Consider the following 19,751-nt stretch of genomic DNA (forward strand, 5'->3'; position numbering starts at 1 on the left):
CGGAGCGGGCCGGAATTTAGAGGTGTTCGGAGCAATGGACTCCGGCGTACCCTTCATTCCACATCCATTCCGCACTATGAAACGCATTGCCTTCCTCCGCACCACCTTAGCCGCCGGTGCCATGACCGCCCTCCGCCCCCTCGCCGCCCACGACCGCCCCGCACCGGGGGACCCCGTACTCGACCCCCGCATCGTCCGCGAGCAAGAAGGCCAGCAGGTCAACGTACTCGGCGACCGCATGACCTTCAAACTGACCGGCGAAGATACCGGTGGCCGGCTCACCATGATCGAGGAATACAACGACCCCGGCGTCGCGATCCCGCCGCACATCCACGACAACGAAGACGAGATATTCCGCGTCCTGGAGGGCGAACTGGAAGTCACCGTCGCCGGCGAAACCACCCTGCTGAGGGCCGGAGACATGGCGTTCGGCCCCCGCGGCGTTGCCCACAGCTGGCGAACCGTAGGCGAGGGGAAGACCCGCGTCATCCTCACCGCCTTTCCCTCCGGCATCGAGAAAATGTTCGAGGAAATCGGCGAACTGCCCGCCGGCCCGCCCGACATGCCCACCGTTTTTGGCATTTGCGGTCGCTACGGAATCCACTTCGTCTGAGCCCTCCCTTCCTTTCACCTTTAACCGAACTTACTATGAATACGCAATCTGTTTTCTTCGCCCTGCTGCTGTTGCTGTTCCTTTCCTGTCAGGAAGACGAAAAGGTGCAGACCCGCTTCACGGGCCCGGAAGTTGCCGTTGGAGACGGGCAGGCCTGGACGGTAGTAAACACCGACCAGCGGGGTAACCCCACCAGTCTGGCCGTTGAAATGGACGCCGATGCCATGGAGGGCCTGCCCACCGGTCAGCACCACCCGCCGTCCTACGTGCTGCGGCTACCCACCGGAGTCGACCTGCCGCCCTACGACCACATTACGCTCGACTGGAACGAGCACGGCCACGAACCCATGCACGTATACGACGTGCCGCATTTCGATATCCATTTCTACTTCATCTCGGAGACGGAACGCGACGGTATCGGGCCGGATGATTCCCTGGCCTTCAACAAGCCCCTCCCGGCGGAGAACCTTCCCCCGGACTACCTCGAAACCCCGGGTGGCGTACCGCGCATGGGCGCCCACGTGATCGACCTGCAATCGCCGGAAATCAGCGGCGAGGGATCGTTCACTCACACCTTCATCTACGGCAAATACGACGGAGAGATCATCTTCCTGGAACCCATGGTGACCACCGAGTTCCTGCGGACCAAACCCGACGTCACCGCACAGGTACGGCAGCCGCAGGAGTGGCAACATGCCGGGTATTACCCCACCAATTACCGCATCGCGTACGATGCGGGCAAGGATCGGTACTCCGTGGTACTGAAAGATTTCGTATCGGTACAGTAAGCAGCCGAGGTCATTGGGGCGCGGACGCGGGTGCCGTGCTAAAGCGGTAAAGCGGAGCCGGGAGGGTATGGCCCCCCGGCCATCCGCGCTGCCCGGTGTTGGGTGACCGGTCCGTAGCCTGGAAGGGAAAAAAGAGCGATAGGGTATCTTAAGCCCCATGCTTGTTCCTTCCCTTATTTCCATCGTGGTGCTCGTGCTGGTGCACCTTTTCGTCAGTCGGCTGGGTTTGTCGGGTATCCCCCGCAGCAAGTGGCTGTCGCTGGGGGGCGGGATCTCGGTGACCTACATCTTTCTGCACGTCCTGCCGGAGTTTGCCGAGTACCAGGAGATGTTTGCCGAGCATACTTCCGACGACGTGCTCAATTTTATGGAGCACCACATCTACGGCTTCGCCTTGCTGGGCCTGGTGGCTTTCTACGCGCTGGAGCGGGCGGCGAAGCGCTCGAAGCAGTCGCACCGTGAACCTTCCGAAGAAGTTGAGGAGGACGATACCAGCGTTTTCTGGATCCACATGTTCTCGTTCATGGTCTACAACGGCATCATCGGCTATTTGCTGTGGGGCCGGGAGGACCAGTCGACCATGGGGCTGGTATACTACGTGCTGGCCATGGCCTTCCACTTTATGGTTACCGACTTCAGTCTGTACCAACACTACCAGGAGCTGTACCGCCGCCGGGGCCGCTGGATGGTGGTGGCCGCTCTGGTGGGCGGCTGGGCCTTGGGCCTGACGGTGGAGATCGCGGAGATCCACGTCGGTATGATCTTCGCTTTCGTGGCCGGCGGGGTGATCATGAACGTGCTGAAGGAGGAGTTGCCGGAGGAGCGCAAGAGCAACATCTGGGCCTTCCTGACCGGGGTGGTGGCCTACGCCGTATTGCTCATCGCTACCTGAGCGGAGCCACGGCGGGCCGGCGGATTTGGCCGGCCCCGGCACCCGCGCGCCGCCGGCGCCATACCTGGAAAACGCGCGGACTGGCGAAATCCGCGCTGATTTCCATACATTGACCATCCAAAATCCAGTATGATGACCGACCGCAGAAAATTCCTACGCCAATCCGCTAAATTGGGGGCGGCCACCCTCCTGCTCCCCGCCTGGGGTTGCGGTGCCAGTTCCGGAGACCGGGGCGAGAGTGTAGAAGCTCTCCAGGACGAGCAGCCCGCCGAAACCGCCGGGGGCAGCCTCGACGCCTTCGGGATCCAGCTCTACACCCTCCGCGACGTGCTGCCGCAGGACGTGAAGGGCACCCTGCGCAAGATTGCCGACTACGGCTACCAGCAGATCGAGGGGTACGAAGGGAATATGGGTCTCTTCTGGGGTATGTCAAATACGGAATTTAAGGACTACCTCGACGAGCTGGGCCTCACCATGGTTTCCAGCCACTGCAACATCGACGAGAACTTCGAGCAGAAGGCCAAGCAAGCCGCGGAAATCGGCATGGACTACCTGATCTGCCCCTACATCGGTGCCCAGGACGACCGCAACGGCTGGCAGGCCGTGGTCGACAAGTTCAACCAGCGCGGCCAAATCTGCGCCGATAATGGCATTCGGTTTGCCTACCACAACCACGGCTACAGCTTCCAGGAAGTGGACGGCATCATGCCGCAGGACTTCATGATGGAAAACACCACCGACGAGGTCGACTACGAAATGGACATCTACTGGGTGGTGACCGGTGGCGCCGACCCCATCGACTACCTCAACAAATTTCCCGGTAAGTGGAAACTCTGCCACGTCAAGGACCGCGAACGCGGCGCCGACCCCGCCGAGAGCGAGGCCTCCGTGGACCTGGGTACCGGATCTATCGACTACCCCCGCATCCTTGCCGTAGCGGAAGAGCAGGGTATGGAATACTACATCGTAGAACAGGAGCGCTACCCCAACTCTACGCCGCTGAAAAGCGCCGAGGTGGACGCGCAGTACCTGCGTGAGCTGAAATTCTCGTAAACAGCCCCGCACCGTACCATCGCCCCCCGCAGTCCCCGGCCATCAGCCGGTGAATTGCGGGGGGTGATTTATTTTGGGTCAGACCGCACCCGCCAGACTGCTGACGCGCACGCCGGTATAGAAGTAAAAACGGGCCCCCTCGCCTTCTTCACTTTCGACCCAGACCTCACCTTCGTGGAAGCGGATGATGCGCTGGACCAGAGCCAGGCCGATGCCGGTGCCGTCGAAGCCCTCACTGTTGGTGGAGCGGGTGAAGAGGTCGAATATGCGGTCCTGCTGGTCGGTGGGCACCCCGATTCCGTTATCGGCGATACAGAAAATGGGGAAGCCGCGGCGGTATTTACCGGTGAAACTTACCTCCACCCGTGGCGAATCCGCCCGCGCGCTGTACTTGAAAGCATTGGACAGCAGGTTGGTGAATACCACGATCAGGTAGTTGTGGTCGCCGCAGATCGCCGGCAATGGCTTTTGGATGCGGCAGCGGGTGGCGAGGCGGTCGTCGGCGTGGGAGAGGTCGGCCAGAACGCGCTCCACGAGTTCAGTCACGCAGAGGCTGTTGAAGACCATCTTGTTGCGGTCGATGCGGTTGAGGGCGAGCAGGTCGTCGATGAAGGTGCGCATCCGCTGAGCGTTCTGCTGGATGAGCGACAGGAAGGAAGTGCCTTCCTCATCGAGGCGGTCGGCGTATTCGTCCTGCAGAATGTCGGCGTAGCTCGAGATGCCGCGCAGGGGCGCGCGCAGGTCGTGGCCGATGGTATAACTGAACAGCTCCAGGTCGTCGAGGGCTTCCCGCAACAGGGTGTTGTGCCTGCGGGTGAGGGAGTAGCGCTGGAGGACGACCTTTTGCAGGAAATTCTGCAGCGTCCGGGCGGCAACAATCTCCTCCTCTACCCAGGGTAGCGACCACCGGTGCGAAGTCACGGCGCGCACACTGTACTTTCTGCCCTCGGGATCTCCCTCGACGGCGGTGCTGCCGTAGGTCAATTTCCGTACCGACTCAGGTTTGAACCAGATGATCCATTGGTTGACCGCGGGGTCAAGTGGCAGGAACAATACGCCGGCGGCTACCTTGACATAGCCGTCTGCGGCGGGGAAATGTGCGGCCAACTGGTCGGTGTGCCACTGCTTGTCGTCGCCGATCACCTCCTTGACCCAACCGACGATCTCGGCGATTTGATCCTTATCCGGGGTGTTGCCAGCGGTGCTCAGGTCGTCGTCGGAGCAAATGGCCGCACCGTGCGTGTCGGGCAATAGATCCAGGATGGTGGTCCGGCCCGCCATAAGCCCGTTGGAAAGGTTCTCGGCTTTAATGATTTCCTTTTGAAGACGGTCGCGGACCTCGTTTGCCTTCTGCTCGCTACGCAGGTGATTGTGGTATAGGTGGTAGGCGATCTTCTGCTGCACCAGTCGGCCGACGACGCGCAGGAAGGATTGCATCTGGAAGTCGAGGTAGAGTGGTTCAATGCTGTGCATGAAGCAGGAGCCCCAGAGCTTGCCGTCGATCAGGATGGAAAGGCAGCCCATGGTACTGAGGCCGGTATCGCGCAGGAAACGCAGACTGTTCACAAAGGGCTCCCGGGCGGCCAGTTTGAGGTGCAGGATTTCGTGGGCTGCCGGGTTCACTTCCCCCACCATGGGATGAAGGGGTTCCTTCTCGGCGGTGAAGTTCAGCACGGTCTCCGAGAGCTGGCGCACACGAGTATCTTCGGGGATATCCGCGGCAACGAAGCGCATGTTCAGCATGGATTCCAGTTCATCGACCCTGGACTCGTGGGTGACGATGCTGTTCAGGAGGTTGTCAAAGTGCAGAACGATAGCCCGGTCGTATCCGAAGTGCTGGGTCAGTCCGTTGCAGAGGCGTTGCAGCAGTCCGGAGGTGGTCGTCTCCGCTTCCAGTTCACGGGTAAACCCGTCAAGCCGGGCCGCGTAATCGCCCACGTGCGACCATTTCCGGCGCGGTTCGATCTCGAGGACGATCTCTTCCGCCAGCGGGTAAACGACTGCTTGGTAATCTCCCGCGGGCCAGCCGGACGGGGCACTCAGGTATACCGCTGTTTGTTGGTCGTCTGCGGGTACGGCCACAATCTGTTCCACGACATAGACGGGCAAGAGATCTTCCAGGCGCAGTTGCAACAGTTGTCGTGGTTTACGGCCGCACCGCTGTTCCGACTGGGCACTGGCAGCCACGATGGCGTGGGTAGATCGGTTTACGACCAACACAAGGGCATAGGACTGAACCAACGGGGGAGGGTGCTGCAAGGAGGCGTATTTCGCACAAACTTACTACCAATACCCGCTTATTGAGGAAGTTCTTCCCGCAGGAACCGCCCCGTGTGACTCTCCTTGACCCTGGCTACCGCTTCGGGGGTGCCGGTGGCTACCACCCGGCCGCCGCCCCGGCCGCCTTCCGGACCCATGTCGATGAGGTAGTCGGCCACTTTAATCACGTCCATGGTGTGCTCGATTACGATGACGGTGTTGCCCTTGTCAACCAGTTTTTGGAGGACCTTGAGGAGGTACTTGATGTCTTCGAAGTGGAGGCCAGTGGTGGGTTCGTCGAGGATGTAGACGGTCTGTCCCGTGTCGCGCTTACTCAACTCCTCGGCCAGTTTGACGCGCTGGGCCTCGCCGCCGGAAAGGGTGGTCGCCCGCTGCCCCAGGGTGATGTAGCCCAGGCCGACGTCGCGCAGGGTCTTGAGCCGGCGGTAAATCTTCGGAATGGGTTCGAAAAACTCGGCGGCCTCCGATACGCTCATGTTGAGGACGTCGGTGATTGATTTTCCCTTGTAGAGTATCTCCAGGGTCTCGCGGTTGAAGCGCATGCCCTGGCAGTTCTCGCATTTCACCTCCACGTCGGGCAGGAAGTTCATCTCGATGGTGCGCATGCCGGAGCCCTTGCAGACCTCGCAGCGCCCACCCTTGACGTTAAAACTGAAGCGGCCGGGCTTATAGCCCCGGATCATGGCCTCGGGGAGCTTGGTGAACAGCTGGCGGATGTCGGTGAAGACCCCGGTGTAGGTAGCCGGGTTGGAACGCGGGGTGCGGCCGATGGGCGACTGGTCGATGTCGATCACCTTGTCGATGTGCTGCAGGCCGTAGACGCGGCCGTACTCCATTGGCTTTTTAACGCTATTGTAGAAGTGCTGGCGCAGGATGGGGTAGAGGGTCTCATTGATGAGGGTCGACTTGCCGCTGCCGCTGACCCCGGTCACGCAGGTAAGGGTGCCGAGGGGGATCTTGATGTCGACGCCCGTGAGGTTGTTGCCCTGGGCGCCTTTCAGGGTAAGGAACTTGCCATTGCCCTTGCGCCGCGCTTCCGGTATTTCGATGCGGCGGCGGCCGGCCAGGTAGTCGCTGGTGATGCTGCCGGCGTGTTCCTGCTTCAGGAATTCCTCGGGCTTACCGGCGGTGACGACGGCTCCGCCCAGGGCTCCGGCCCCGGGGCCCAGGTCGAGCAGGTAGTCGCTGGCCATCATGATGTCCTTGTCGTGCTCCACGACCAGCACGGTGTTGCCGATGTCGGTCAGGTCGCGCAGGGCCCGGATCAGGCGCTGGTTGTCGCGCTGGTGCAGCCCGATGCTGGGCTCGTCCAGGATGTAGGTAATGCCCGTGAGCTGGCTGCCGATCTGGGTGGCCAGGCGGATGCGCTGGGCTTCCCCGCCGGAGAGGGTACGGCCGGGCCGGTCCAGGCTCAGGTAACCCAGCCCCACGTGCAGCAGGAACTGCAGGCGGAAGCGGATCTCTTTCAGGATATCGGTAGCGATCAGGGTGGTGCGTTCGTCCATCCCCTCCTCGGCGGTTTCCATCCAGGTGCCGAGTTCGCCGAGGTCCATGTGGGCCAGTTCGCTGATCGTTTTTTGCTTGATCTTATAGTAGCGTGCCTCCTTCCGCAGCCGGGCGCCCTCGCATTCAGGGCAGGTATCGATGGTCATGAACTCCTCGGCCCAGCTGCGGATGCGCTCGCTGGTGGTTTCTTCGTACCAGCGGACGATCATGTTGACCAGTCCGTTCTGCTCCACGTCCCAGACCAGGTCGTGCGCGCTTTTGTCGTAGCTGCTTTTCTTTTTCCGCTTGCTTTCCTTGCGGCCGTAGAGGATCACGTTGAGGGCCTCGGGCGGGATGCGCTCGATCGGGTCGGTGAGCTTGAACCCCTCAGCCTTCGCGATGGCCTTGATCTGTTTGAAGGTGGTATTGTCGCGGGTGTCGCCCAAGGGGGCCAGCCCTCCCTTGTTGATGCTCACCGAGCGGTCGGGAATGATCTTGGTGATGTCCGGGCTGTTCACCTGGCCGAGGCCCTTGCAGGTGGGGCAGTACCCGTAGGGGGAGTTGAAGGAGAAGGTATTCGGGCTGGGCTCCTCGTAGCTGATGTTGTTCTCGGCGTCCATCAGGTTCTTGGAGTACGGGGAGACTTCGCCGCTTTCTGCGTCCTGGATGAAGACGAGTCCTTCCCCGAGTTTGAGGGAGGTGGACACACTTTGGCTGAGGCGGTCGCGGCGGTCGGCACCCATCTTGATGCGGTCGACCACCAGTTCGATGTCGTGCACCTTGTAGCGGCTTACCTGCATGCCTTCCTTCAGGTCCTGCACTTCGCCGTCGACCCGCACTTTGGTGAAGCCTTGCTTGCGTACCTGGTCGAAGAGCTCCCGGTAGTGGCCTTTGCGGCCCCGGACGAGGGGTGCCAGTACGATGATCTTGCGGCCGTCGTAGGCCTCCGCGATCTGGTCGAGCATCTGCTCTTCGGTGTAGCGCAGCATGGGCTTGCCGGAGACGTAGCTGTAGGCGGTACCGGCGCGGGCGTAGAGCAGGCGCAGGAAGTCGTATATCTCGGTTACGGTACCGACGGTGGAGCGGGGGCTGCGGTTAGTGGTCTTCTGCTCGATCGAAATGACCGGGCTCAGGCCGGTGATCTGTTCAACTTCGGGCCGCTCCATGGTGCCCATGAACTGCCGGGCGTAGCTGCTGAAGGTCTCCATGTACCGCCGTTGGCCCTCCGCGTAGATGGTGTCGAAGGCCAGGCTGGACTTACCGCTGCCGCTCAGTCCGGTGATCACCACCAACTGGTTGCGCGGCAGTTCGACGTCGATGTTTTTGAGGTTATGCTCCTTCGCGCCAATCACGCTGATGAAGCGCTCCGTATGGGGTATTTCCGGCTTGATTTTTTGCGGGGCCGCGGGTGCGGTAGTCGTGGTTGAAGGCATAGTTCTATCAACCCGTGAGCGAGGGATGAGGTTTTGTCGGCCCCCGGGCGCGGGCTGGTCCGCCCGAAAGTGGTCCGACCACTGAGCAGCGGACCACCTGCCCCCCCCCACCGTCCAACGGTTGGTCGGTTGGACGCTACCCCAGCCCCCCCGGTTCGATGGCGTCGGCGTAATAGCCCTGGGGCCCGTCGCGCAGCACGAAGCGTACCAGATCACCCTTGCGCACGACCGGCACCAGGAGGTTGCGGCGGCGGAAGTAGAATTCCTCGCGGGTGCCCTGCAGCCGCAGGTAGCCGAAACCGCGGTCGGGCAGGTAAAAGACGATCGTGCCGAGGGAGAGGTCGGGATCCATGCTACCTAGTTAGGCATTTTTCGGGAAGCGGGGTATGCCCGGATTGGTTAAACCACCGACCAAGCTTTCAGGGGGCGGTATGGCACCCGCGGCCGCGCCCGGACTTACCTTTACCGCATGCTGAAACAGCTTCTTCTCGGAATGTTGCTGCTACTGACCGCCGCCGCCCTGCGCTCCCAGGTCGACAGTATCGGGCAGTGGCACAGCCTGCAGTCATTCGCATCCGGGGCCTACGTGACCCAGAGCGCGGAATCCATCATCTACACCACCGGTAACGTGGTGTTCTTCCTGGACAAAGAGGACCTCAGCATACGGCCCCTCACCCGCACCGACGGACTGGCCGGCGGGCAGATCGACCTGATCAAGTACCACCCGCCCACGGAAACGCTGATCATCGTGTACGAGAACAGTACCATCGACCTTTACCGCCGGGGGCAGTTCTCCACCCTGCGGCAGATCGACAACTTCAACTTCAGCGGCGACAAGCGCATCTACGACGTCACCTTCGGGGAGAACAACACCATTTACCTCGCGGCGGGCTACGGCCTGAGCTCGCTTTCCCTGGACGAGCAGATCTTCAACTTCACCACCTTCACCGGCGTGCGGGTCAACAGCGTCGTAGCGTATGGTGGCCACCTCTACGCCGCCACCGACGAAGGGCTCTACCGCGCCCCGCTGCAGGGCGTCAACCTTAACGACTTCAACCGCTGGGACCTACTGGGCTTCGCCGACGGACTGCCGGGCGACTACACCTCCGCCACCCTGACCACCTGGCAAGGTGCCCTGTACTTCGCGGTGGACGACGACGTCTACCGCCTGCAGGATGGTACTATTCAGCCCTACTACGACGCCCCCGAGGCGGACAACCGCCTGGAATACCTCAACGGACAGGCTACCCTGCTGCTGGCCGGCTACCGCTGTACGACGGGCAACTGCGCCGACCGCCTCGTCCTGGACCTCGGAGCAAGCCCCGGAACGGCCCGCCCCCTGCCCGACTGCGCCTACCGCACCAACTACGCCATCGAGGACGAGCGCGGCCGCATCTGGTTCGGCGATGACGCCGAGGACATCCGCTACCTCACCGGCCCGGCGGGCGACTGCCGCCGACTGGCGTACCCCGGCCCCCCCAAAGACCGGGTATACCGAATGACCCACGACGGCACCTCCCTGTGGGTGGCCCCCGGCCAGCTCGATGAGAATACGACACCGGCCTTCGACGCTGACGGAGTCTGGCGGTATACCGACGGCAGCTGGACCACCTTCACGCCCTTCAACACCCCGGCCCTGCGCGGTCGCAACGGGGCAGCGGGTGGCGACGACGACTTCCTGACCATCATCGACGTGGATTACGACCCCTTGAACCGGGTCCACTACTTCAGCTCCTTCTTCGAAGGGGTGGTGGGCCGCGACGCGGAGGGGGAATTTACCCTCTACGACGAGACGAACAGCAGTCTGGAGCTGGCCCCGGATGCCGGGCCCGGCCGTATCAGGGCGGCGGGGGCGGCAACCGACCAGCAGGGCTACACCTACTTTGCCGTGAGCCGGGCCGAAGCCAATGGGATCGTGAGCGTGCGCAGTCCGGACGGACAGTGGGCGGCCCTGGGCCAGTCCTGCAACCTCAACATCGCCATTGACATCGCGGTGGACGACTTCGGCTACGTCTGGGTGGTCCACCGGGGCGGCTCCAACGGGGGGCTCACGGTGATCGACCCCATGGGCACGCCGATGGACCCGAGCGACGACCGTTGCCGGACCATCTTGGCCAGCAGCCAGAATCAGTTGCCGACCAACCAGACCCGCAGCATCGCCGTAGACCTGGAGGGAAACGTATGGGTGGGTACCGCGGAAGGCATCGTGATCTTTACCTGTCCGGGCACGGTCTTCGATACCGAACTGTGTACCGGATACCGCCCCCTGGTGTCGGCCGACGATGGATTCGGGGGGTACCTGCTGGAGACGGAGGAGATTCGCACCATTGCCGTCGACGGGGGCAACCGGAAGTGGATCGGCACCAACGGCGGGGCCTTCCTGCTGTCGGAGGCCGGAGACGAGCAGCTGCTCAAATTCGACCGCGGCAACAGCCCCCTGCTGGACGACGTGGTCAAGAGCATTGCCATCGACCCGGTGTCGGGCACGGTTTTCTTCGGCACCGAACTGGGCATCATCAGTTACCGCGGCACGGCTACCGCGGCGGCGGAGATTTTCGTCGGTGAACTGGAGGTCTTTCCCAATCCGGTAGAGCCCGGTTACGATGGCCCCATCGCCATCCGTGGGCTGGCCCGCAACGCCCGCGTGAAGATCACCGACCTGAGCGGCAAGCTCGTCGAGGAAGGCCTGGCGACGGGGGGACAATTCACGTGGCAGGGCACCGATTACAACGGGCGGCGCGTGACGACGGGCGTCTATCTGGTATTTGCCTCAAGCAACCGTCGCTTCGCCGTGGAGAACCCCGGAAGCGCGGTGGCCAAGATCGTTTTTATCCGGTAGCGGCTTCTCCCTATCTTCGTCGCCGTGATCCCCGACTACGACTTCCACTCCGATACCCCGAATACGGGGAACCTGCGTTTGCTCCACTGGCTATTCTACGCGGGGGCCCTGCTCCTGCTGTTGGCCGCGGTGTACGAGTTCTACCTCTACTCCACCCACTGGGCGGTGGGCGACGAGCGGGACCACCTCTGGCAACTCGTACTGGGTTTCATTTACCTGCTGGTGGGTGGCCTGGTGGCCTGGTTCACCTACCAGCGCACCGCGGGCAACGCCGAATCTCCGCCCGAACGCTTCGTCACCATTCGGGGCGGCACCATGACCTACCAGCTAGATCAACTGAACGGCAAGCAACAATTGGACCTGAAGCAACTGTCCGGGGCCACGCGGCCATCGGTACGGGAAATGATTCTGGAGATGAAGGACGGACGGAAAGTGACCCTGCCCGTCTACCTGATCGACAACGACGAGAAGCAGGCCGAGTTGGAGAACTTACTTATGAACGCGGCGCGGCAGCGGTAGTTACCCCTTGTTGGCCAGCTGCCCGCAGGCGGCGTCGATGTCCTTGCCGCGGCTGCGGCGCACGGTGACCATGATGCCCCGGTCGCGCAGGTAGGTGGCAAAGTCGTCGATACGGTGTTCGCTCGACTTGCGGAAGGGGGCGTTGTCGATGGGGTTGTACTCGATGATATTGACCATGGAGGGTACGCGCCGGCAGATGCGGTAGAGGTTCTCCGCGTCGTCGAGCCCGTCGTTAAAGTCCTGGAAAGTGATGTACTCGAACCCGATGCGCTTCTTCGTCTTGGCGTAGAAGTACTCGAGGCTCTCGATTATGGTTTCGAGGTTGTTGGATTCATTGATGGGCATGATCTCATTACGCTTCGCGTCGTCGGCGGCGTGGAGGCTGAGGGCCAGGTTGACCTTGGTGTCCTCGTCGGCCAGTTTGCGGATCATCTTGGCGATACCGGCGGTGGACACCGTCAGGCGGCGGGGTGCCATATTCAGTCCGGTGTGGCTGGTGATGCGGTCGATGCTGCCGATCACTTCGCGGAAGGCCAGCAGGGGTTCACCCATGCCCATGTACACGATGTTGGTCAGGGGCTTGCCGTAGGTTTCCAGGCATTGCTCGTTGACGAGGTACACCTGGTCGTAAATTTCGGCGGCGGTGAGGTTGCGCAGCCGCTTCATGCGGCCGGTGGCGCAGAAACTGCAGGTGAGGCTGCAGCCCACCTGGCTGGAGACGCAGACCGTATAGCGGTCGTCGGCCACTACGGGGATGAGCACCGATTCGATCAGGTGGCCGTCGTGCAGGCGAAAGCGGCTCTTCAGCGTGCCGTCGGAGCTGCGCTGGAGCTGGTCGAGGGTGATGACGGGCAGGTCGTATTTCTCCTTTAACTTGTCTCGTAAGGGCAGCGACAAATTGGTCATCTCGTCGAAGCTGCGGGCGCCCTTTTGCCAGAGCCATTCGTACACTTGCTTGGCGCGGAACTTCTTTTCGCCGGCCAGGATGAGGTCGGAGGTAAGTTCTTCCAGGCTAAGGGAGCGAATATCGGGGCGGGTAGCGGTCAGTGTGGCCATGGGAGAGCAACGCCTGACCCGCAACGGTGGTTGACCTTCCAACCTCGCAGGCTCTCATACGTTAGTAATCCTCCGGCCACCGGCCTTTTTTGCGTGCAGTTGACGAGCTATGAACCTACCACCTAACTACCTGGACCTTTACGAGCAGGCCCTCCGCTACGACCGGGTGGGGGACCCCTACACTGCCGTGAAGCTGCTCAAGAAGGTGACCCGGCTCGTACCCGATTACGCCGGAGCTTACCGCAGTCTCGGCCGCATCTACTCCCGCCGCGCCGAGTGGAAGCCCGCCTTCCACTACTGGAGTAAGACCGTGGCCCTCGACGCCGACGACCGCGAGGCGTGGTGGCAGCTCGGACTGGCGGCGGTGCCCCTCAAGCGAATGCGCACCGCGCAGACGGTCTGGGCAAAATTTGGGTTCGGCCACCTTAACCTGGGTCAGCCCCTCGGCCTGCAACTCAAGCACCAGGATGGCTACGAGATCCTCTGGATGCAACCCCTCGACGCGGCCCGCGGCCGGGTGGTCAGCATTCCCCACCCCGGCAGCGGCATGCGGTACCGCGACCTGATCCTCTACGATCGCCGCGGCCAAAAGGGGTACAATGTGGTGGCCCGCCGGCGGGTGCCCATCTTCGAGGGCGTGTGCCAACTGAAGCGGTCGCCCTACCAGACCTTCAGCTGCCTGCTCCACACCAGCGACGCCGGCCAAATCGAGCAACTGGAGCAACTCTGCTACGACGCCGGACTGGGTTTTGAAGTCTGGAGCAACGCCACCCGGGCCGTACAACGCACCCGCGCCAACGCCAGCGACGACGAGCGCCGCGCCTTCCCCGAATACTACAGCGACCTGTTGCCGCGTCCGGAGAACGGAACGGCCCTGGTGGCCATGGCGGCCATACACCCCGCGGAGGTGGAACGCACCCTCAACGACTGGCAGATCATCTCGCTACAGCAATTCTCGGACCTGCGCGCGTACTGAAGGTGTCCATCCATTCGATCATTTCCCCCAGGCCCGAAAGCCGCTCGGCACGCCGGTAGCCGCTGAGGTCGTGCAGGGTAGCCTGGTAACCCGATAGCAGTAGACGACTGTCCGGGCAGTGGTCAAGAATGTCGTGGATCAGGTCGTCGACCGGCCGCGCGACGTAGTTGCTCGAAAGGATGGTGAAGAGGTAGTCTACGGGCCGCACCCGGCAGAAGTCGCCCAGGTCGATGCACGAAACGTCGGTGCCGACGTACACCACCGGGAACCCCCGCTTGCGCAAGAGGTACTGAACGAAGAGCATACTCAGCTCCTGCTGCTCCCCCTCCGGTAGAAAGAGGCCAAACGACGGGCGGCCCTCCTTCCTGATCTGGGGCAGCCGGTCCGTGGCCGCCAGTATCTTCTGGCGGATCAGTCCGCCCGTAAACGACTCCTGTACCGCCGCCACCGAGCCCGTGAAGAAGAGCAGGCCCAGCTTGTCGAGCAAGGGGTAGATTACCTCCATCATGGTCTCCTCGAAGCCCCGCTGGGCGATATTGGTATCGACGATGAGGCTGAACTTAAAGGGATCCATCTCCACCACCGACAGCGTTAGCGCGTCGAGCTCGGTGTCGGCACTGATGTTCAGGGAGGATACCGAGGCTACTTCCCTCGCCCTTTCCTCGGGCGACAGGGCGGCAATGCGGCTGATCCGGTACCCGTGACGGTTGAGGAGGGCGATGTTGCTGAGCTCGCGCAGGTCTTCCTCCAGGTAGTGCCGGACGTTGTTCTCGTCGCGGCGGGGGGTGACCAGCTCATACCGCTGCTCCCAGGCCCGTAGGGTATGGGCCCGGATGCCGGTAAGTTTTTCAACGTCGCTGATGGTGTAAACGGCCAAGTCGGAGGGATAAAGTAGGTTTGTTGGGTAGCCGGGGGACTAACGCCCCCCCAAAAGAATGGTTCAGGCCCTCCGGCGCGCCCGCGTTCGTCGCCTTTGTGGTATTTTTCCCGACGGAATCCAGCCACTATGCGATCACATCTACTTTCCCTCCTTTTCCTGCTCGTCACCGGCCTCAGCGCCCAGGACTGCTTCTACCAGCTGCAACTGACGGACCAGGGGGGCGACGGCTGGAACGGTGCCGTAGTTACGGTGACCGTCGACGGACGGCCCCGCGTCTTCACCCTCGACGCGATGAACGATGACGGCGCCCGTCGTGATTTCTTCTTCCCCGTGGAAAACGGCGATCGCGTCACCGTCGGCTTTACGGCGGGGGCTTTTCCCGGTGAGGTGGGCCTTTCCATCCTGGATAACAACGACAGCCTGATCTACACCGTGTCGGCACCCGCTACGCTGCCGGAGCTCACGGCCTTTACGGCGCAATGCCGCACCTGCGCTCCGCCGCCCCTCTCCTCCATCGAGCTGTACCGCCTGCGCTACAACTCCGTCGACCTGCGGTTCCGCGGCTCCCCCGACCGGCCCACCTACCGGATCACCTACGGGGAAGCCGGCTTCGACCCCGACGCCGGGGAAGGCACCCGTATCACGACCCAGGATACCATGCTGCGGATCGAAGACCTGCAAACGCGTACCGCCTACGAATTCTACGTGGCCACCGAATGCGACGATCCGGAGCAGACGAGCGTGCGCCGGGGCCCCTTCCGCATCGTGACCCCGATCCGCCGCGACGTGGGCATCACCGTGCTGCGCAGTCCGGTAGACCGCTGCCAGCGCGACGGCACCGATACGCTGACCGTGGGGGTGACCAACTTCGGCGGCGAACCCCAGCAGTTCTTCCGTATCAATTTTACGGTGAACGGTGAAGCGGGGGGCGTGAACTTCCCCTTCGACGGCATCTACACCGGCGTGGTGGGCGTTGACAGCACCGAATTTTTCTCCTTCAAGACGCCCGTAGACCTGCGCGACGCCGGCTACTACGAGATCAAGGTGTACACCCAGTTGGAAGGCGACGAGAATACCGAAAACGACACCCTGACGGCCTCCGTGGTGAGCCTGCCGGTGATCGCCGACTTCCCCTACCTGGAATCCTTCGAGACCGGCAACGGCTTTTGGTTGCCGGAAGCCGCCGGCCGCGGACCCTCCTCCTGGGACCGGGCCCGCCCCGCCGCGCCCCGTATCAACCGCGCCGGATCGGGTGATTTCGCCTTCGTCACCAATGCGGGCGGACCCTACAACGACGACGAGCTCAGCTACCTGAAGTCGCCCTGCTTCGACTTCTCCGGCTTTACGGACGATCCCTTCATGTCCTTCCTGCTCTACGTCGATACTGAGGCCCAGTTCGACGGACTCTACCTGCAGGCGACCACCGACGGCGGTGCCACCTGGCGGCGCGTGGAAAGCAACCCGACAAGCGTGAACTGGTACAACAACCGGCGGCAGCAGGTCTGGGACGGCGACGGAGGATTCGGGGGCGGCTACGCCCTGGTGGGCCAGCAACTGCGCGGCCTGGCCGGCAGGAAAGAAGTGCGCTTCCGCTTCGTCTTCGTCAGCGACGGCGACGGGCAACGGGAAGGCGTGGCCATCGATAACATCCGCATCGCGCGGCGCCCGGCCGTCGACTACGCCGCGGTGAGCGCCCGCCTGCTCAACGGCGTCAACTGCGAGGAGCGGACCGACACCCTGGCCTTCACCTTTACCCAACTGGGCCGCGAGCCGGTGGATTCCCTGACCGTCAGCTACGCCCTCAACGGTGGGGATACCGTGAGCGCCCGCGCCGCCGCGCCCCGCGTCATCGGCCAGCCCATGACCTACCGCTTCGCCGACCCATTGACCGTAAACCAGGAAACCGGCACGGAAAATCGCCTGATGGTGTGGCTGAGTGCCGAGAACGACGGTGCCCTTTACAACGATACCCTGACCTACGTCTATCCCGTGGTGCAGGAAATTCCATTCCTCGTAGACTTCGAGGACGGCCGCATCCCCGATAACTGGTCGTTACCCGCCGATGCGGTCATTGCGCGCCGGGCGGGAACGCCCTCCGTCGCCCTCACCGACAACCTGAACGAACAGGATGCCGATTTCTCCTTCACAACGGCCAGCTACGGCGTACTGGAGGCCGACGACGAACTGACCTTCACCCTGCGCCTGCGCGACGCGGACGGCGATCCCGTCAGCGGTGTCCTCGAAAGCCTGGCCGTAGCGGTGGGCTCCGACTGCGATGACGTGGTGTCCACGCTCCTGTTCCTGGAGGATGTGCCCGCGGATTCGACCTTCACCCTGCCGCTGTCGGCGGTGGGTCAAGGCTTCTTCTTCACATTCACGGCCGTCCGCGCGGAGGGCGACTTCTTCGTGACCTTCGACGACATCGGGGTGCGCCGCTGCCCCGGCTCCCTGGACCTGCGCTATACCACCGCGCCGCCCTCGGGAATCTTCGCCGACGACGGTACCGCCTACGTGCTGGTGGGGGCCGGTCTGCCGCCCTACACCTACGCCTGGAGCAACGGCGATACCAGCCAGTCGGCCGACAGCCTCAGCGTGGCCGATTATACCGTCACGGTAACCGACGCGGTGGGGTGTACCGATCAGTTGTCGGTGAGCGTCGACCTGGACGCCGTGGCAACCGAGGATCCGAACGCCGTATTGGCCGGTCTGGAAGTATTTCCCAACCCCACCTCGGGCTGGTTATCGCTTCGCCTGGAGCTGCCGACGGCCGAGCAGATACTGGTGGAGGTCTACGATGCCCGGGGCCAGCGGTTGCAGGTGCAAGATCTGGGGCGGCGCGCGCAGGTTGCCGGCCGGGTCGACCTGAGCCAGGTTCCGTCGGGGATGTATTTCTTGCGCGTCAGGGCGGGGGAGGCCGCGCGGACGCTGCGGATTGCCCGGTGGTAGGCTAGCGCAGTCCGCGTTCGCGCAGATTGGCTACGTAGATGGCGATGTTGCGGGAGTGCCCGGCCAGGGTGCTGGCGAAGTTGTGCTCGCCGCTGCCGTCACCACGGGCGCAGAAATAGAGGTAATTGTGGTCTTCCGGATTCAGGACGGCGTCGATACTGCCGACACTGGCCATCGTGATGGGCCCCGGGGGCAGGCCCGCGTAGCGGTAGGTGTTGTAGGGGCTGTCGAACTGGGTGTGCCGCGTGAGCACGCGGCCGACGTCGAACTCGCGGGTAGCGAAAACGGCGGTGGGGTCGGCCTGCAGGGGCATACCGATGCGGAGCCGGTTGAGGTAGACGCCGGCGATGCGGGGCCGTTCGGAGGCCACCAGGCTTTCTTTCTCCACGATGCTGGCCAGGGTGTAGACCTCGGCGGGGGAGAGGCCCTGCGCCTCGGCCTTCTTCAGGCGGTCGTTGGCGTGCCAGAAGCGGTCGTGCTCCTTCACCATCCGGGCGACAAACTCCCGCGGGGTGGCGTTCCAGTACATCTCGTAGGTGTTCGGGATGAAGAGCGTCTGCAGCGTCTCGGGGGTATAGCCGATGGAGTCGATGTACTGGGTATCCTGGAACAGGCGCACGAAGGTCAGACTGTCAGGTTCCAGGAAGCGGGCCACCTTGGCGGCTACGTTCATGGGTTCTCGCTCCGTAGTGAGTACTACATCGACGGTCGCCTGGGAGCCGCTGCGCAATTTCCGCAGCAGGGTGATGGCGCTGCTGCCGGGTTGCAGGTCGAAGCGGCCGGAGCGCATTGGCGTACGGCGGAACCCCATCTGGTCGGCCAGCGGGTCGAAGAAGGTGCGGTTGAGGTGGATGCCGTGAACGGCCAGGGTATCCATGACGGCCTCGTAATCGCTGCCGGTGGGAATCTGCACCGTGATGGGCCCCTGCCGATCTTCCGGGACTACGGGTACCACCATCAGTTGGTAGTAGGCAAAGCCGACGGCCGCCAGGCCGAGCAGGAAGAGTATTCCGATGATCCTTTTCATAAGCTTAAATCAATCCGCATACGGCGGTCCGCCCGCGCGCAGTTTGGCTAACAATGCCGGGTGCCGGAGGTTGTGCGCCCAGTACCTGTCTTGGGGAGGCCGGGCGACCCGCGGACTCAGTACTGCTCCTGGTCACTGGGGAACTCGCGGGCCTTGACGTCCTTGACGTAGGCCGTGGTGGCTTCCTTGATCACGTCGAAGAGTTCGGCGTAACGCCGCAGGAAGCGGGGGTGAAAGTCCTTGGTTATCCCGAGCATGTCCTGGGTGACGAGCACCTGCCCGTCGCAGTCCGCGCCGCCGCCGATGCCGATGGTGGGGATGTCGACGCTCCGGCTCACCCGTTTGGCCAGGGCAGCGGGGATCTTCTCCAGCACGAGGCCGAAGCAGCCCAGTTCGTCGAGCATCTTGGCGTCTTTGAGCAGCCGCCGGGCTTCGGCTTCCTGCTTGGCGCGCACGGTGTAGGTGCCGAACTTGTAGATCGACTGGGGGGTAAGGCCCAGGTGACCCATCACGGGGATGCCGGCCGTGAGGATGCGGCGAATGCTTTCTTCCACCTCCTGGCCACCTTCGAGCTTTACGGCGTGGGCGCCGCTTTCCTTCATGATGCGGATGCTGGATTTAAGAGCCATCTTGCTGTCGCCCTGGTAGGTGCCGAAGGGCAGGTCGACGATCACCAGGGCGCGCTGTACGCCGCGTACTACGCTGGAGGCGTGGTAGATCATCTGGTCGAGGGTGATGGGCAGGGTGGTCTCGTGGCCGGCCATGACGTTGCTGGCCGAGTCGCCCACCAGCAGCACGTCCACGCCGGCGGCGTCGAGGATCCGGGCCGTGGAGTAGTCGTAGGCGGTCAGCATGGCTATCTTTTCCCCAGCCTCCTTCATGGACTGCAGGGTATGGGTCGTTACCCGTTTGACATCACTCACTTTATGTACGCTCATGGCCCAAAGGTAAGCTACCGCCCGCA

Annotated in this window: 15 protein-coding genes; 8 read left to right on the top strand and 7 right to left on the bottom strand. The window is 62.9% G+C overall.

From position 1 onward, the window contains the following. Positions 1–76 precede the first annotated feature (76 nt). The 4 genes from E4021_RS11790 to E4021_RS11805 all read left to right on the top strand — a co-directional run bounded on the left by E4021_RS11790 (position 77) and on the right by E4021_RS11805 (position 3,346). On the top strand, positions 77–613 hold the full coding sequence (locus tag E4021_RS11790; RefSeq protein ID WP_136459560.1) for a cupin domain-containing protein: 537 nt from the start codon (positions 77–79) through the stop codon (positions 611–613). A gap of 35 nt (positions 614–648) precedes the next feature. Continuing rightward, positions 649–1,401: a DUF5602 domain-containing protein gene (locus E4021_RS11795; protein ID WP_136459561.1), complete on the top strand. Its 753-nt coding sequence runs from the start codon at positions 649–651 to the stop codon at positions 1,399–1,401. A gap of 157 nt (positions 1,402–1,558) precedes the next feature. Then, the gene (locus tag E4021_RS11800) at positions 1,559–2,293 is read left to right on the top strand and encodes a hypothetical protein (protein ID WP_136459562.1); all 735 of its coding nucleotides are present in this window, start codon (positions 1,559–1,561) and stop codon (positions 2,291–2,293) included. A 132-nt stretch (positions 2,294–2,425) separates the two neighbouring features. Further along, entirely contained in the window at positions 2,426–3,346 is a 921-nt protein-coding gene (locus E4021_RS11805; RefSeq protein ID WP_136459563.1) for a sugar phosphate isomerase/epimerase family protein, read from the top strand. Between the two features lie 78 nt (positions 3,347–3,424). Here the strand turns inward: E4021_RS11805 and E4021_RS11810 are convergent, their stop codons facing one another. The 3 genes from E4021_RS11810 to E4021_RS11820 form a co-directional block, all read right to left on the bottom strand. Next, a complete protein-coding gene (locus tag E4021_RS11810) occupies positions 3,425–5,533 on the bottom strand; it encodes a GAF domain-containing sensor histidine kinase (protein ID WP_168797581.1) in 2,109 nt (702 codons plus the stop codon). A 110-nt stretch (positions 5,534–5,643) separates the two neighbouring features. Further along, positions 5,644–8,544, bottom strand: a complete 2,901-nt coding sequence (gene uvrA, locus E4021_RS11815) for an excinuclease ABC subunit UvrA (RefSeq protein WP_136459565.1) — start codon at positions 8,542–8,544, stop codon at positions 5,644–5,646. 136 nt (positions 8,545–8,680) lie between these two features. After that, a complete protein-coding gene (locus E4021_RS11820) occupies positions 8,681–8,896 on the bottom strand; it encodes a S1 domain-containing protein (RefSeq protein ID WP_136459566.1) in 216 nt (71 codons plus the stop codon). A gap of 117 nt (positions 8,897–9,013) precedes the next feature. Here E4021_RS11820 and porZ point away from each other — a divergent pair, with 117 nt between their 5' ends. After that, a complete protein-coding gene (porZ, locus tag E4021_RS11825) occupies positions 9,014–11,383 on the top strand; it encodes a type IX secretion system anionic LPS delivery protein PorZ (RefSeq protein WP_136459567.1) in 2,370 nt (789 codons plus the stop codon). A 24-nt stretch (positions 11,384–11,407) separates the two neighbouring features. Beyond that, on the top strand, positions 11,408–11,902 hold the full coding sequence (locus E4021_RS11830; RefSeq protein WP_136459568.1) for a hypothetical protein: 495 nt from the start codon (positions 11,408–11,410) through the stop codon (positions 11,900–11,902). On the opposite strand, the gene rlmN is transcribed toward E4021_RS11830, so the two are convergent. After that, entirely contained in the window at positions 11,903–12,958 is a 1,056-nt protein-coding gene (gene rlmN, locus E4021_RS11835; protein WP_136459569.1) for a 23S rRNA (adenine(2503)-C(2))-methyltransferase RlmN, read from the bottom strand. A gap of 109 nt (positions 12,959–13,067) precedes the next feature. On the opposite strand from rlmN, the gene E4021_RS11840 reads away from it, so the two are divergent. Further along, positions 13,068–13,934 carry a tetratricopeptide repeat protein gene (locus tag E4021_RS11840; protein ID WP_136459570.1) on the top strand — a complete coding sequence of 289 codons (867 nt, stop codon included), beginning with the start codon at positions 13,068–13,070 and terminating at the stop codon, positions 13,932–13,934. Here the strand turns inward: E4021_RS11840 and E4021_RS11845 are convergent. Continuing rightward, complete coding sequence (locus E4021_RS11845) at positions 13,894–14,811, bottom strand: MerR family transcriptional regulator (RefSeq protein WP_136459571.1); 918 nt, start codon at positions 14,809–14,811, stop codon at positions 13,894–13,896. The genes E4021_RS11840 and E4021_RS11845 overlap by 41 nt on opposite strands. Positions 14,812–14,940: 129 nt before the next feature. Between E4021_RS11845 and E4021_RS11850 the strand changes: the two genes are divergently transcribed. Then, on the top strand, positions 14,941–17,760 hold the full coding sequence (locus E4021_RS11850) for a T9SS type A sorting domain-containing protein (RefSeq protein WP_136459572.1): 2,820 nt from the start codon (positions 14,941–14,943) through the stop codon (positions 17,758–17,760). Position 17,761: 1 nt separating this feature from the next. Here E4021_RS11850 and mltG read toward each other — a convergent pair whose 3' ends face one another. Then, entirely contained in the window at positions 17,762–18,787 is a 1,026-nt protein-coding gene (gene mltG / locus E4021_RS11855) for an endolytic transglycosylase MltG (protein ID WP_136459573.1), read from the bottom strand. A gap of 116 nt (positions 18,788–18,903) precedes the next feature. Continuing rightward, positions 18,904–19,725 (bottom strand): 3-methyl-2-oxobutanoate hydroxymethyltransferase, encoded by an 822-nt coding sequence (gene panB / locus E4021_RS11860; protein WP_136459574.1) that lies wholly within the window; start codon positions 19,723–19,725, stop codon positions 18,904–18,906. Positions 19,726–19,751 lie beyond the last annotated feature (26 nt).

It is taken from the genome of Neolewinella litorea, assembly GCF_004803465.1.
Lineage (GTDB): Bacteria > Bacteroidota > Bacteroidia > Chitinophagales > Saprospiraceae > Neolewinella > Neolewinella litorea.

Bases quoted from the DNA above. Each gene is read 5' to 3' on its own strand.
- E4021_RS11790 (WP_136459560.1), top strand. From the start codon at position 77: ATGAAACGCATTGCCTTCCTCCGCACCACCTTAGCCGCCGGTGCCATG.
- E4021_RS11795 (WP_136459561.1), top strand. From the start codon at position 649: ATGAATACGCAATCTGTTTTCTTCGCCCTGCTGCTGTTGCTGTTCCTT.
- E4021_RS11800 (WP_136459562.1), top strand. From the start codon at position 1,559: ATGCTTGTTCCTTCCCTTATTTCCATCGTGGTGCTCGTGCTGGTGCAC.
- E4021_RS11805 (WP_136459563.1), top strand. From the start codon at position 2,426: ATGACCGACCGCAGAAAATTCCTACGCCAATCCGCTAAATTGGGGGCG.
- uvrA (WP_136459565.1), bottom strand. From the start codon at position 8,544: ATGCCTTCAACCACGACTACCGCACCCGCGGCCCCGCAAAAAATCAAG.
- E4021_RS11820 (WP_136459566.1), bottom strand. From the start codon at position 8,896: ATGGATCCCGACCTCTCCCTCGGCACGATCGTCTTTTACCTGCCCGAC.
- porZ (WP_136459567.1), top strand. From the start codon at position 9,014: ATGCTGAAACAGCTTCTTCTCGGAATGTTGCTGCTACTGACCGCCGCC.
- rlmN (WP_136459569.1), bottom strand. From the start codon at position 12,958: ATGGCCACACTGACCGCTACCCGCCCCGATATTCGCTCCCTTAGCCTG.
- E4021_RS11840 (WP_136459570.1), top strand. From the start codon at position 13,068: ATGAACCTACCACCTAACTACCTGGACCTTTACGAGCAGGCCCTCCGC.
- E4021_RS11850 (WP_136459572.1), top strand. From the start codon at position 14,941: ATGCGATCACATCTACTTTCCCTCCTTTTCCTGCTCGTCACCGGCCTC.
- mltG (WP_136459573.1), bottom strand. From the start codon at position 18,787: ATGAAAAGGATCATCGGAATACTCTTCCTGCTCGGCCTGGCGGCCGTC.
- panB (WP_136459574.1), bottom strand. From the start codon at position 19,725: ATGAGCGTACATAAAGTGAGTGATGTCAAACGGGTAACGACCCATACC.